Genomic DNA, 13,268 nt, shown 5'->3' with positions numbered 1-13,268 from the left:
TCACGGTCAACTCAGCACGTGTCGCATGAGCAGGGGCTGGCGAGCGGCCGGTCCCCGCAGCGGCGCCTGTTTGGGATCAGGAAGCGGGCAGGAAGCCCAGATTCGCGACGACCGGCACGTGGTCGGACGGTTTTTCCCAGCCGCGCACGTGCTTTTCGATGTCTGCGGATGTCAGCCGGTCGGCCGCTTCCGGCGACAGCATGAGATGGTCGATGCGGATGCCGTTGTTTTTGGGCCATGCGCCGGCCTGGTAATCCCAGAACGTGTAGATCTTGTCGGCATCGGTCGTGTTGCGGATTGCATCGGTGAAACCGAGATTCTCCAGACGGCGGAAAGCCGAGCGGGTTTCGCCCCGGAACAGGGCGTCGCCCTCCCAGACGGCCGGATCGTGGCAGTCGAACGGCTCGGGTATGACGTTGTAATCACCGGCGAGAACCAGCGGTTCCTCAAGCGCGAGGCGATCGGCGGCCCATCGTTCCAGCCGCTCCATCCAATCGAGTTTATAGGGAAATTTTTGGGTATCGACCGGGTTTCCGTTGGGCAGGTACACAGAGACGACGCGCAATGCGCCACCGTCGAGCGAGAAGACGCCCTCGATGAAACGGGCCTGTTCATCCGCCTCGTGCGACGGCGACAGCAGCGGCAAGCCGCGGTTTACCTCATCCGGCTTCTGCTTCGACAAAAGGGCCACGCCGTTGAAACCCTTCTGACCGTGGGTTTCGACATGGTAGCCGAGCGCCTCGATCTCCTGGCGCGGAAAATTCCCGTCGACGGATTTGATCTCCTGCAGGCAGGCGATATCCGGTTGGCTTTCCGTCAGCCAGTTGATGAGGTTGTCAAGGCGCGCCTTGATCCCGTTGATGTTCCAGCTGGCTATCTTCATGCGGGGCCGTCAGATGGTGAAACTTGTTCCGCAGCCGCACGAGGCGACCGCGTTGGGATTGTTGATCTGAAACGACTGCCCCATCAGATTGTCGACAAAGTCGATTTCCGAACCGCCCATATAAACGAGCGAGAGCGAATCGATCAGCACACGCGCCTGACCCTTTTCAAGCACGAAGTCGTCGTCGTCCGCCTGATCGGCCAGATCGAACTTGTAGGAGAATCCTGAGCAGCCTCCGCCTTCCACGGACACGCGAAGCGCCGATTTTCCGTCTTCGGACGCCAGAATCTGGACGATCCGACTTGCCGCCGCATCCGACAGCGTAACCTGATTGTTTTCCATCTTGTCACCTTCTGGCCGAGTTCAAGGCCCGGAGAGATTGTGATTGAACACCATTGCCCTATAGGTATGAACAACGGCATGCCGCGTCAACGGGGAAGGCGGATCTATGGCATTGGACGAAGGTGCGCTCGGTTTCGGAACCGGCGCGCGGGCAGTGTGGGCGAGCGACCCGAAACGCAGCCGGGGCAGGCTCTATCCGGAGGATCCGAGCCGGACCCGCTCCGAGTTTCAGCGCGACCGCGACCGCATCATCCACACCACGGCGTTTCGCCGGCTTAAGCACAAGACGCAGGTCTTTGTCGCCCATGAGGGCGATCATTTTCGCACACGCCTGACACATACGATCGAGGTGGCGCAGATCGCGCGGGCTCTGGCGCGCGCGCTGCGGCTGGATGAGGACCTGGCCGAAGGCGTTGCGCTCGTCCACGATTTCGGCCACACGCCGTTCGGTCACACGGGTGAGGATGCGCTCGACGAGCTGTTGCGGGACTATGGCGGTTTCGACCACAACGCCCAGTCCCTGCGCATCGTCACGCAGCTTGAGCGCCGCTACGCCGATTTCGACGGGATCAATCTGACCTGGGAAAGCCTCGAGGGGCTTGTCAAGCACAACGGACCGCTGACGGACACGGCAGGAAACGGCCTGAACGGTACCGTTCCCCAGCCCATTCTAGACTATTGCGAACGTCAGGATCTGCGGCTTTCCACCTTTGCCAGCCTCGAAGCGCAGGTGGCGGCGATCGCCGACGATATCGCCTATAACACGCATGACATAGATGACGGATTGCGCAGCGGCCTGCTGACGCTGGACATGCTGGAGGATGTGCCGTTCCTGAGCGACCTTTTGACCGATGCGCGCGTCAGGTATCCGGACCTGGAGGAAAGCCGGATGATCCATGAGATCATGCGTCGGCAGATCACGCTCATGGTCGAGGACGTGATCACCGTGGCGCAGCGTAACATCGCGCAGATGCGGCCCGAAAGCGCGGATGACGTGCGCGGCGCGAACCGAAGCTTTGCCGCGTTCTCGCCGGCACTGCAAAGCGCCGACCGGAGCATAAAGTCGTTCCTCTACAAACATCTCTATCGCCATGCCGAGGTTATGCGCGTGCGCGAGCAGGCGGCGGCAATCGTGCGGGATCTTTTTGCCGCCTATGTCGCGGACCCGGCTCTGATGGGCGGTGTCTGGAAACAGGGCCTCGCCCGTTTCGACCAGGCCGCCATTGCGCGCCGCGTTGCCGATTATCTCGCCGGCATGACCGACAATTTCGCCATCCGGCAGCATCGTGCGCTGTTTGACCGGACACCGGATTTGCGTTAGTCAGCGGCAACCTCTCCAGGCCGGGACATCGAACGTGTCTCCGCCGGAGCATTCCCCGGGCGAATAAAGATGAATCTTTTCAAGGATTTTGAAGGTCGAGTTTTGGTTGCACTTGAATCTCTGGCCCAGATTCGCGAGCAGGGCGATCAGCTCCGTCTCGATCGGGTGGCCGTCGAGCCGCCCCGTGACCAGAGCCATGGCGATGTCGCCACCAATGCGGCCATGGTGCTGGCAAAACCTCTCGGCACCAACCCGCGCGAACTGGCGGCTGAGATATCCGCCGTTCTGGAGCGCGACCCGGATGTCGAAAACATCAGCGTCGCGGGTCCGGGGTTCATAAACATGAAATTGTCGCCGGCCTATTGGCAGCGCACGCTGGCGGCGATCATCGCGGCCGGCGAGAATTACGGCCGCAGCGATGTCGGCGCCGGAACGAGGATCAATGTCGAATATGTATCGGCCAATCCGACGGGCCCGATGCATGTCGGCCACTGCCGCGGCGCCGTGGTCGGCGACTCGCTGGCCAACCTGCTGTCGTTTGTCGGCTATGACGTGACCAAGGAATATTACATCAACGATGCCGGCGCCCAGATCGACATTTTGGCGCGTTCGGTTTTCCTGCGCTACCGGGAAGCTCTGGGCGACGATATCGCAGAGATACCGCCCGGCCTTTATCCCGGCGACTATCTTGTGCCGGTGGGCCGGCAACTGGCCGAGGAATTCGGCTCCAGGCTGCGGGGCATGACCGAGGATGAATGGCTGCCTGTCGTCAAGGACAGGGCCATCGACGCGATGATGAAGATCATCCGGCAGGACCTGGCGGCGCTGAATGTCGAGCAGGAGGTCTTCTATTCGGAACGCCAGCTGCACGCCGACGGAGCCAAGGCCATCCGCGAGGCAATCAACGATCTGACCTTCAAGGGCCATGTCTACAAGGGCAAATTGCCGCCGCCGAAGGGCCAGCGACCCGAGGACTGGGAGGATCGTGAGCAGACGCTGTTCAAGTCGACCGATGTCGGGGACGATATTGACCGGCCGCTGATCAAGTCGGACGGCTCCTACACCTATTTTGCCGCCGATGTCGCCTATTTCCATGACAAGTTCGAGCGCGGCTTCAAGGAGATGATATATGTTCTCGGCGCCGATCACGGCGGCTACGTCAAAAGGATGGAGGCGGTCGCCAGGGCCGTGTCCGAAGGCGAGGCCAAGCTGACCGCGCTGCTGTGTCAGCTCGTCAAGCTCTACCGGGACGGTGAACCGGTGCGCATGTCGAAGCGTTCGGGAGACTTCGTCACACTGCGCGATGTGGTCGAAGAAGTGGGGTGTGATTCGGTCCGATTCATGATGCTTTACCGCAAAAACTCCGAACCGCTTGACTTTGATTTTGCCAAAGTAACGGAGCAATCAAAGGACAATCCGGTGTTCTACGTGCAGTATGCACATGCCCGCTGTCACTCGATTTTCCGCCAGGCTGCGGAGGTTTTCCCGGATGTTGACCTTGATGCGGCCGATCTTTCTTCGGCTGTGGACGAGCTGATTTCGGATGAGTGCGAAATTCAGCTGGTTGCAAAACTTGCGGAATTCCCCAGGATCGTGGAAAGTGCTGCAGCAACTCACGAACCGCATAAGATCGTGTTTTATCTCTACGATGTGGCAAGTGCGTTCCATGCTCACTGGAACAGGGGGAAAGAAAAACCGGAACTGCGGTTTGTAAACGAGACGAAACCAAAATTGAGCATGGCGAGGCTGGGGCTGGTCAAGGCCGTCGCGGCGGTGCTGAAGTCGGGGCTTTCGATAACCGGGACAAATGCGCCGGTTGAGATGCGTTAGGCGTCACCTTTTGCCCACAATGTACTGGCATTGAACTACGCTCAATGTGCACGAGTGAACGGAATGGCCGACAACCGAATTTCTGAAACGCGCCAGCCGGCGGAGGCGGATCGCAAGGAGGACGACCCGCTTGCCGAACTGGCGCGGATCGTGGGATTTGACGACGAGGAAAACAACGCTTCCGACAGCGATGGCGATGACGGACAGGCAGACCCCGGGTTTGACCTTGAGGCTGAGCTGATGCGCGAGCTCGAAATCGATGTGGCAGGCGAGGGCGCCGCCGCGCCGCAGGCCCAGCCGCCCGAAGCCCCTTTCGAGCAGGTGCAGGAAGATATCCAGTCGACGAGTTCGAAACGCGTAAATGACAGGATGACGCCTGTTCAGCCGGAAGCCGATACGGGCTCCGTGTCCGAGGATGCGGGTGCCTGGCCGCATGCGAGTGCCGGCGCAACGGCGCAGATGACCAGCCTGGAGGCCGAGCTCCAGGCGGCGTTCTCCGCACTTGAGGGCGATGCCCGCAAGCCCGAACCGGAGCCCGCGGCCCAGCCCGAGCATGCCATCCAGCCGGAGCCCCGGCCGGAGCCGGTGTCCCAGCCGTTTGAGACCGGGCAGTCCGAAACGGTCCGGATGCCGGAAGCGTCGACCGAGCCGCTCGAAGGCATTGCCGAAAGCGATGATCTGAAACAGGCCTATGAGCGCCTGCAGCGCGACATCGACGCAACAAAATCGGATGAGCCGGCACAGGAAGGCGGCAGCCTGACGGACATGCTGCTCGCGGAAATGGCCGAGGTCGAGGCGCAGGCATCGGAGGCGGTCGCCGATGTACCGGACGTGCCTTTCGATCCTGCTGACATCGCCGAGACGGACGCCGCGCCGGAAGCCATGTCCGAATTCGCCGTGCCGGATTACGGTGACGCAGACGTCGCCGGCAATGATCCGAACCGAGGCGATTTCGGTCTTCCGCTCGAAGATGAGCTTGACGTTCTGTCCGGACAGGACACCGGATCGGCTATGGCGGAAGCTGCGGAGGCCTATACCGATGCCTCCAGCCTGCATGGCAATGCCGAGTTGGAACCCGCCACTTTGGACAGCTTCGATGCTCACTATCAGGCCGGCAATGTGTCCGCGGTGAACAGCGATTACGACGATCCGGCCACGGGCGGTTACGACGACGATTACGATCCTGACGTCTTTCCCGGCGATGACGATTTCACGGTCGATGACCTTGCGGCTCCGGATTTCGATGGCGCGGATGAGGATCGGGGCGGGCGACGCGGTATGGTCGCCGCAATCATCGTTCTCGCGATCGCCGTCGGCGGTGGCGGCGGGTTCTATCTGTGGAACTCCAGCCTGGGCAGCGGCGCGGGCGATCCGCCGGTTATTGCCGCCAACAATGATCCGGTGAAGGTCAAGCCGGAGGATCCCGGCGGTAAAACCGTTCCGAATCAAGATCTTGCCGTTTACGACAAAGTTGCCGGGAACGAAACGTCGGGCGCTGCCGAACAAAGTCTCGTGACCACGACGGAAGAGCCGGTGGACGTCGTTCAGCGTACGCTCGACCCCGATACGCTGCCGCTGGAAGGGCGCGCGGCGGCCGAGGCGCCCGTGGCCAAGGTTGAGGAGAGGCTTGCCGCGACGCCGCCGCTTGATCCCGATCCCAGGGCCTCGGAAGGTGCAAGTGCGGGTATCGCACCGCGCAAGGTGCGCACGCTCGTTGTCCGGCCCGATGGCACAATCGTGGCGCGTGAGGAGCCCGAGCCGGCCGATCGGACGGCAGCGGTTTCCATTCAGACAACCCCGTCTGTCGCACCCGCCGATGCGTCAGGCGCAAGCGCGCTGCGCGGCAATACGGATGCGGCCGTTGAACAGCAGATCGCGTCGACGCAGGCGCTGGATACGACAACCGCTGACACGTCGGCAGCCCCGGCAAACCAGGTCGCGGCCCTGCCGCCGATTGACGATAATCTGCGCGACACAGGAGCCTTGCCGTTGCCGCTGGGCAGACCGGCTGCCGCGGCCGGCGGCGCTACGCAATCCCGATCCGCCGCAGCGGGCGACGCGCCGGTTCCGTCCACCCGGCCGGCTGAGCAGCCGGTGACCATCGTCGAGGCCGTGACCGAGCGCGGCAATCTGGCGGGAAGCCCGCCGGTCGCCAATCCGGGTGGCTATATGATGCAGATTTCCTCGCAGCCGTCGGAGGCTGCGGCGCGCGAATCCTATGAGAATCTTTCCCAGCGCTATGCGTCGATCATCGGCGGCAAGGGTGTCGATTTCCAGCGCGCCGACATCCCGAATCGCGGCGTGTTCTATCGGGTGCGCATACCAGCCGGGTCGAGGTCCGAGGCAAACAATCTGTGCGCCCAATACAAAGCTGCCGGCGGCAGCTGTTTCGTTGCGCGCTAGCAGGGCGCGGCCGATTGCCGGATAGCGAGCCGCCGAGCCTTGATTTAACGGGCTGTCCTTTGCGAACCAGCGGTGTATGATTCGACCATGGCCGAATCAAAAGCGATGATCCTTGGATGCGGCGGATTAACGCTTACGGATGAGGAAAAGTCCTTTTTCAGGGCGGAGCGTCCTTGGGGCTTCATCCTGTTTGCGCGCAACATCCACGAAAGGCAACAGGTTGTCGATCTGGTGGCGTCCCTGCGCGATTGCGTCGGGCGGGACGACGCGCCTGTGCTGATCGATCAGGAGGGCGGGCGCGTGCAGCGGATAAAGCCGCCGCTGGTTCCGGACTACCCGCCGGCCTCGGCGATCGGCTCGATCTACCGCTCGAGTAAAACCGACGGGCTGCGCGCGGCATGGCTTATGGCGCGGCTTCATGCCCATGACCTTTCGGGACTCGGGATCAACGTCAATTGCCTGCCGGTCCTCGATGTGCCGATGGCGGGCAGTCATGACGTGATCGGCAGCCGGGCTTATTGCATGGACCCCGAAGCGGTTACAGTCCTCGGGCGTCAGGCCATGGACGGCCTTACCGCAGGCGGCGTGCTGCCGGTTGTCAAGCATATGCCCGGACATGGGCGCGCGACTGTGGACAGCCACCTCGATCTGCCCGTGGTGGATGCCGGGCCAGAGGCATTGGAAGCGAGAGATTTCTTACCGTTTCGCATGCTGGCGGATGCGCCGATGGCGATGACCGCCCACGTGACATTTGCGAAAATCGATCCGGACCGCCCCGCGACGTCGTCCCCGATCATCGTCAACGACATCATTCGCGGCACAATCGGTTTTGACGGGTTGCTCATGACGGATGACCTGTCCATGAAGGCACTTTCTGGGGATTTCGCATCGAAGACCGATGCAATATTCGAGGCCGGATGCGATGTAGTGCTTCACTGCAACGGGGTGATGGAGGAAATGGCCGAGGTCAGCGCTCATACGCCGGTTCTTAACGGCGCCGCCGCGGAAAGGGCGCAGCGGGTCGTCACGCTTTTTGGTGGCGGTGAACGCGCGGACGAACAGGCATTGCGGGCGGAATTCGCCCGTTTGCTGGATAAAACGGAATCGCTGGTTTGAGGGCTTGATGTCATGGCGAATGCGTTGCGAGAACAGCAGAAGCCGGAAGAGGCGAAAGCCCCGATGGACAAGCTGTGGGAAAATGATGCGGGCACCGAACGGGGGCTGAGCGAACCGTCACTGGTCATCGATATCGACGGATTTGAGGGACCGCTCGATCTGCTGCTCCATCTGGCGCGCAATCAAAAGGTGGATCTGGCGCGCATATCCGTCCTGTCGCTTGCCGAGCAGTACCTGACCTTTATCGACAGTGCGCGGCGGCTCAGACTTGAGCTTGCGGCCGATTATCTTGTCATGGCGGCGTGGCTTGCTTTCCTCAAGTCGAAGCTGCTCATCCCGCAAAAGGCCGATGGCGACGAGCCGACAGGCGAGGAAATGGCGGCGCAACTGGCGTTCCGCCTCAAGCGGCTGGAAGCGATGCGCGACGCGGCAACGCGGCTCGTCAACCGCAATCGTGTCGGACGCGATATTTTTGTGCGCGGCGATCCGGAGCCGGTCGTCATTCAGCGGACCTCCGAGTTCGAGGCGACGCTTTACGATCTGTTGAACGCTTATGCCGGGCTGCGGCAGCGTCAGGCGGTCACGCAGGTGACGATTTCCAAACGCCGCGTCTGGTCGCTCGGCGATGCGCGCGTGATCCTTCAGCGAATGATCGGCGAACTGCACGAATGGACCGCGCTCGATCATTTTCTTGTCCGGTATCTGGCTGATCCGCAGGAACGGGCAACGGCAATCGCGAGTTCTTTCGCGGCGTCACTGGAAATGGTGAGGGAAGGGCGCCTTGAAATGCGGCAGGACGTGCCGTTTGCACCGATCTACCTCAGGCGCGGTCAGGACGCCGCCCGGGAGGGAAACAATGAGGAGACTGCCTGAATGGCGGAAGGAACACAGGCCAATGTTGTGCCGTTCGGCAAGGATGTGAACGCAATGGCGGCGAACGAGGAAACCGATGAGGCAGCGAAGCGCGCGCTGATCGAGGCTGAGCGGATTGCCGAGGCGCTGGTCTTTGCGTCTTCGGGCCCGGTGCCGGAAAGCGTGATCGCCGGGAAGCTGCCGGAGGCAACCGATGTCGGATCGGTCATGAAGCGTCTGGCGGCGTTCTATAGCCTGCGCGGCGTCAACCTTCTGCGGATCGATGACAATTGGGCATTCCGCACGGCCGCGGATCTGTCCTTCCTCATTCACCGCGATCAGGTCGACATCCGCAAACTGTCGCGCGCCGCGCTCGAGGTGCTGGCCATCATCGCTTATCACCAGCCCGTCACACGGGCCGAGATCGAGGAGATCAGGGGTGTGGCCACATCGCGCGGCACGCTCGACGTGCTGCTGGAATCGGGCTGGATCAGAATGCGCGGCCGCAGGAGAACGCCCGGCCGGCCCGTGACCTACGGAACGACGCTCGATTTCCTCGACCATTTCGGGCTTGAGGAATTGCGTGATCTTCCGGGCGTTGAGGAGTTGAAGGGCGCGGGGCTGCTCTCTTCGCGTATCCCGTCGAACTTCCAGGTTCCGGTTCCGCCGGCAAACGATGACTTGTTCGAGGATGAGGATCCGATCACCCAGGCCGATCTTGAGGAACTGGGCCTCTTGACACCGATGGGTGAAGAAGACGAGTAGTAGCGGAGTTTCATCCACACTGAAGGCGTGCCTTGACTCCAGCCTCCGCACAGCACCATCCTCAGCCGAGCGCAGGCGTGACCATTGCCGCCGAACTGGCGTTTGAGGACATTCGGCACGACTATCAGGGTCAATTCACACTCGATGATGTCTCGTTGCGTGCCGCGCCGGGCGAATTGCTTTGCCTGCTCGGCCCTTCCGGCTCGGGAAAGACGACACTTCTGCGCCTCGCGGCTGGTCTGGAGCGTCCGAAGAAAGGACGTATCCTGCTCAACGGGAAGGAGATTTCCGGACCCAGGGTCTTTGTGCCGCCGGAGCGGCGCGGCGTCGGCCTGATGTTTCAGGACTTCGCGCTGTTTCCGCATATGAGCGTCTTTGACAATGTGCGCTTCGGGTTGAATGCCCTGTCGGAAACGGAATCGAAGGAGGAGGCGACGGCCGCGCTCGAAAGGGTCGGTCTGGCGCACTATTCCGATCAGTTTCCGCATGCGCTGTCGGGCGGGGAGCAGCAGCGCGTGGCCCTTGCGCGGGCGCTGGCCCCGCGACCGTCGGTGCTCTTGATGGACGAGCCGTTCTCCGGACTGGATTCGCGTCTCAAGGACACGGTGCGCGACGAAACGCTGACGATTTTGCGCGAGACGCGGGCGACGGCGCTGATGGTCACGCATGACGCCGAGGAGGCGATGCGGATGGCCGACCGGATTGCGCTCCTCAACGAAGGCAGGCTTGTGCAACTCGGGACGGCCGAAGACCTCTATTACAGGCCGGTCGACCTTTTCACCGCGGCGTTCTTTTCGGAACTCAACGTGTTTCACGGCAACGTTTCGGATGGCCGGGTTTCGACGCCGCTGGGAACCTTCAGCGCCGGCAATGCGCGCGAGGGCGATCCTGTGACGGTTGCGATCCGGCTGCCGGGCGTTGAGGTGCGCGACGGTGCAGGCGATATTCCGGCCCGTATCGTATACCGCCGCTTTCTCGGCGTCGTCGAGCAATTGGGCGTCGCGATTCCGGGCACGGAGCAGGTTATTCAGTCCAGAATAAGGGCAGGCATGCTCAAGTCGGGATTGCGCGAGGTGATGCTTTGCGTTAACGACCGTGACATAATGGTGTTTGAAAGTGGTCAGAAACAACCTACATCAGACTTAATATCCTCAGGGAGAGACAGTAATGGGTAGTTTTAGCATCTGGCACTGGCTGATCGTGCTGGTCGTCGTGCTTTTACTGTTTGGCCGGGGCAAGATACCCGAACTCATGGGTGACGTTGCCAAGGGCATCAAGAATTTCCGCAAGGGAATGGGAGAAGACGAGCCTTCGGATTCGGCAAAGACGGTTGAGCACAAGGCAGACGAGAAGACCGAAAAGAGCTGATCGGCGTTCCCGCCGACCAATCTGCTTTCTTCACGTGCATTTTGACCGCGGCTCTCGCCGCGGGGAGACTCGTCCATGTTGGATTTAGGCTGGCCCGAACTGCTGCTTATCGCGATGGTGCTGATCATCGTCGTCGGGCCAAAAGACCTGCCTGCAATGCTGCGCACATTCGGCCGTACGACCCGCAAGATGCGGGCGATGGCCGGCGAGTTCCGCAGCCAGTTCGATGAAGCGCTGAAGGAAGCCGAGCTGGACGACGTCAAGGACGTTTTGAACGAGGCCAAGCAGTTCAATCCGACAAACATGCTCAAGGATGTGGTCGACCCGATCAGGGAGGCCGGCAACGAGATCAAGGCGGATCTCGACAAGGCGATGAAAGAACCGGCCGAATCCGACGGCAGCCCTTCGCCGGCATCGATCGACAAGCCGGAAACGACCGCGAAGAAAACCGCCGGTGCGGCCGCGGCAAAGAAGGCCGGTGAGACCGCAGCCACCAGGAAAAAGACGGCAGCGCGTAAGACGCCCGCCCGCAAGCCGGCGGCAAAAGCCAACGGTGGGGCCAAGACACGGCCCGCCGCCAAAAAGCCGGCAGTTGCAAAAAACGCGCCGAAAGCGCCCGCCCGTAAAACCCGGGCCAGCACCAGGGCCGCCAAGAGCAGTGGGGATGCGGCGTGACCACCGAGGAACTCGACGATACAGCGCAGCCGCTGATGGCGCATCTGATCGAACTGCGCCAGCGCCTGCTTTGGGCGGTGGGTGCCTTTTTTATCGCGTTTCTGGTCTGCTTCTTTTTTGCCAAGCAACTGTTCAATCTGCTCGTCGTGCCGTTTTCATGGGCGGTCGAGTGGGCCGGTCTCGAGGGGCGTCAGATCGAGCTTATCTACACCGCGCCGCAGGAGTTCTTTTTCACGCAGATCAAGATCGCCATGTTCGGCGGGCTGGTGATCGCGTTTCCGATGATCGCGGCACAGGTCTACAAATTTGTCGCCCCCGGGCTCTACAAGAATGAGCGGGCGGCATTCATGCCGTTCCTGATTGCTTCGCCGATCCTCTTTCTCATCGGCGGCGCGCTGGTCTATCTGTTCTTCACGCCCATGGTGCTGTGGTTCTTCCTCGCAATGGAACAGCCGGCCGAGGGCGGCAAGGTTGCCATTGAGCTGCTGCCGAAGGTCTCGGAATATCTCGACCTGATCATGACGCTGATTTTTGCGTTCGGGCTGGTGTTCCAGTTGCCCGTGGTCACCACATTGCTGGCCAGGGTCGGGCTGGTGACGGCCGACGGTCTGGCGGCCAAACGCAAATATGCCATTGTCGCAGCCTTTATCGCCGCTGCCATCCTGACCCCGCCCGATCCGGCCAGCCAGATCGGTCTTGCACTTCCCACCGTCCTTCTCTACGAGATTGCCATCTATGCAGCCCGACTCGTCGAGCGACGGCGCGCTGATGCCGAATCCAGGGACGAGGAAGAGAACTCCTCGACACAGGAAAAGGCGTCGCCGTAAACTCGCTTCGGGCAAAGATCATGCTTGATATCAAATGGATACGTGAAAATGCTGCGGACCTTGACGCCGCCCTTGCCAAGCGCGATGCGGAAGCCGCCTCGGCCGAGATAATCCGAATTGACGAGGAACGCCGTGATCGCGTTCAAAAACTGCAGGACATGCAGTCGCGCCGCAATGCCGCATCGAAGGAGATCGGTGCCGCGATGGGGCGCAGGGATCAGGAGACCGCGGACAGGCTGAAGGCCGAAGTCGCCGCGCTGAAATCCGCATTGCAGACCGCCGAGGAGGATGTGCGGGCGCTGGATTCGCGCCTGGAGGACGCGCTCTCCGCTCTTCCGAACATCCCGCTCGACGATGTGCCGGAAGGCGCTGACGAGGAAGACAATGTCGAGGTCCGCAAGGTCGGCGCCAAACCCGGCTGGAACCACAAGCCGCTTGAGCATTTCGAAATCGGCGAGGCGCTCGGCCAGATGGATTTCGAGCTCGCCTCACGTATCGCCGGCAGCCGTTTCGTCGTGCTCCGCGGTCAGCTCGCCAGACTCGAGCGGGCGCTTGGCCAGTTCATGCTGGACCTGCACACCGGCGAGCACGGCTATACGGAGGTCCAGCCGCCGCTGCTTGTTCGTGACGAGGCGGTGTTCGGGACGGGACAATTGCCGAAATTCGCGGAGGATCTTTTCCACACGACGGATGGCAGGTGGCTCATTCCAACCGCCGAAGTGTCGCTGACCAACCTGGCGTGTGAAGAGATTTTCGATCACGACAAGCTGCCGCTGCGCTTTACCGCTCTGACGCCCTGTTTCAGATCGGAAGCCGGCTCCGCCGGCCGCGATACGCGCGGCATGCTGCGTCAGCATCAGTTCAACAAGGTGGAACTGGTGTCCGT

Annotated in this window: 13 protein-coding genes; 11 read left to right on the top strand and 2 right to left on the bottom strand. The window is 61.6% G+C overall.

Annotation, left to right across the window (positions count from 1 at the left end; all coding sequences use genetic code 11):
* Positions 1-76: 76 nt before the first annotated feature.
* Complete coding sequence (gene xth / locus AC5E6N_RS12735) at positions 77-883, bottom strand: exodeoxyribonuclease III (RefSeq protein WP_491748161.1); 807 nt, start codon at positions 881-883, stop codon at positions 77-79.
* A gap of 9 nt (positions 884-892) precedes the next feature.
* Entirely contained in the window at positions 893-1,225 is a 333-nt protein-coding gene (gene erpA, locus AC5E6N_RS12730; RefSeq protein WP_491690292.1) for an iron-sulfur cluster insertion protein ErpA, read from the bottom strand.
* 106 nt (positions 1,226-1,331) lie between these two features.
* Between erpA and AC5E6N_RS12725 the strand changes: the two genes are divergently transcribed.
* From AC5E6N_RS12725 to AC5E6N_RS12675, 11 genes are all read left to right on the top strand, one after another.
* Positions 1,332-2,546, top strand: coding sequence for a deoxyguanosinetriphosphate triphosphohydrolase (locus AC5E6N_RS12725; protein WP_491748160.1), 1,215 nt, complete (start codon positions 1,332-1,334; stop codon positions 2,544-2,546).
* Positions 2,547-2,615: 69 nt separating this feature from the next.
* Positions 2,616-4,376, top strand: coding sequence for an arginine--tRNA ligase (gene argS / locus AC5E6N_RS12720; RefSeq protein ID WP_491748159.1), 1,761 nt, complete (start codon positions 2,616-2,618; stop codon positions 4,374-4,376).
* Positions 4,377-4,439: 63 nt separating this feature from the next.
* Positions 4,440-6,779, top strand: a complete 2,340-nt coding sequence (locus AC5E6N_RS12715; RefSeq protein WP_491748158.1) for an SPOR domain-containing protein — start codon at positions 4,440-4,442, stop codon at positions 6,777-6,779.
* Positions 6,780-6,866: 87 nt separating this feature from the next.
* Positions 6,867-7,895, top strand: coding sequence for a beta-N-acetylhexosaminidase (gene nagZ, locus AC5E6N_RS12710; protein WP_491748157.1), 1,029 nt, complete (start codon positions 6,867-6,869; stop codon positions 7,893-7,895).
* Positions 7,896-7,907: 12 nt separating this feature from the next.
* Positions 7,908-8,768, top strand: a complete 861-nt coding sequence (locus AC5E6N_RS12705) for a segregation and condensation protein A (RefSeq protein ID WP_491748156.1) — start codon at positions 7,908-7,910, stop codon at positions 8,766-8,768.
* Positions 8,769-8,822: 54 nt separating this feature from the next.
* Entirely contained in the window at positions 8,823-9,512 is a 690-nt protein-coding gene (scpB, locus tag AC5E6N_RS12700) for an SMC-Scp complex subunit ScpB (protein ID WP_491748176.1), read from the top strand.
* A gap of 32 nt (positions 9,513-9,544) precedes the next feature.
* The gene (locus AC5E6N_RS12695) at positions 9,545-10,687 is read left to right on the top strand and encodes an ABC transporter ATP-binding protein (protein ID WP_491748155.1); all 1,143 of its coding nucleotides are present in this window, start codon (positions 9,545-9,547) and stop codon (positions 10,685-10,687) included.
* Positions 10,680-10,880 carry a twin-arginine translocase TatA/TatE family subunit gene (locus AC5E6N_RS12690; RefSeq protein WP_491688589.1) on the top strand — a complete coding sequence of 67 codons (201 nt, stop codon included), beginning with the start codon at positions 10,680-10,682 and terminating at the stop codon, positions 10,878-10,880. The genes AC5E6N_RS12695 and AC5E6N_RS12690 overlap by 8 nt, the downstream gene beginning before the upstream one ends.
* A gap of 75 nt (positions 10,881-10,955) precedes the next feature.
* On the top strand, positions 10,956-11,555 hold the full coding sequence (tatB, locus tag AC5E6N_RS12685; protein ID WP_491748154.1) for a Sec-independent protein translocase protein TatB: 600 nt from the start codon (positions 10,956-10,958) through the stop codon (positions 11,553-11,555).
* Between the two features lie 35 nt (positions 11,556-11,590).
* The gene (tatC, locus tag AC5E6N_RS12680; protein WP_491748175.1) at positions 11,591-12,382 is read left to right on the top strand and encodes a twin-arginine translocase subunit TatC; all 792 of its coding nucleotides are present in this window, start codon (positions 11,591-11,593) and stop codon (positions 12,380-12,382) included.
* Positions 12,383-12,402: 20 nt separating this feature from the next.
* A partial coding sequence (locus tag AC5E6N_RS12675) for a serine--tRNA ligase (protein WP_491748153.1) occupies positions 12,403-13,268 on the top strand: 866 nt, incomplete at its 3' end.

This window comes from Hoeflea sp., assembly GCF_984452065.1.
This window is presented reverse-complemented; position numbering and strand designations above follow the sequence as displayed.

Bases quoted from the DNA above. Each gene is read 5' to 3' on its own strand.
- xth (WP_491748161.1), bottom strand. From the start codon at position 883: ATGAAGATAGCCAGCTGGAACATCAACGGGATCAAGGCGCGCCTTGAC.
- erpA (WP_491690292.1), bottom strand. From the start codon at position 1,225: ATGGAAAACAATCAGGTTACGCTGTCGGATGCGGCGGCAAGTCGGATC.
- AC5E6N_RS12725 (WP_491748160.1), top strand. From the start codon at position 1,332: ATGGCATTGGACGAAGGTGCGCTCGGTTTCGGAACCGGCGCGCGGGCA.
- argS (WP_491748159.1), top strand. From the start codon at position 2,616: ATGAATCTTTTCAAGGATTTTGAAGGTCGAGTTTTGGTTGCACTTGAA.
- AC5E6N_RS12715 (WP_491748158.1), top strand. From the start codon at position 4,440: ATGGCCGACAACCGAATTTCTGAAACGCGCCAGCCGGCGGAGGCGGAT.
- nagZ (WP_491748157.1), top strand. From the start codon at position 6,867: ATGGCCGAATCAAAAGCGATGATCCTTGGATGCGGCGGATTAACGCTT.
- AC5E6N_RS12705 (WP_491748156.1), top strand. From the start codon at position 7,908: ATGGCGAATGCGTTGCGAGAACAGCAGAAGCCGGAAGAGGCGAAAGCC.
- scpB (WP_491748176.1), top strand. From the start codon at position 8,823: ATGGCGGCGAACGAGGAAACCGATGAGGCAGCGAAGCGCGCGCTGATC.
- AC5E6N_RS12690 (WP_491688589.1), top strand. From the start codon at position 10,680: ATGGGTAGTTTTAGCATCTGGCACTGGCTGATCGTGCTGGTCGTCGTG.
- tatB (WP_491748154.1), top strand. From the start codon at position 10,956: ATGTTGGATTTAGGCTGGCCCGAACTGCTGCTTATCGCGATGGTGCTG.
- tatC (WP_491748175.1), top strand. From the start codon at position 11,591: ATGGCGCATCTGATCGAACTGCGCCAGCGCCTGCTTTGGGCGGTGGGT.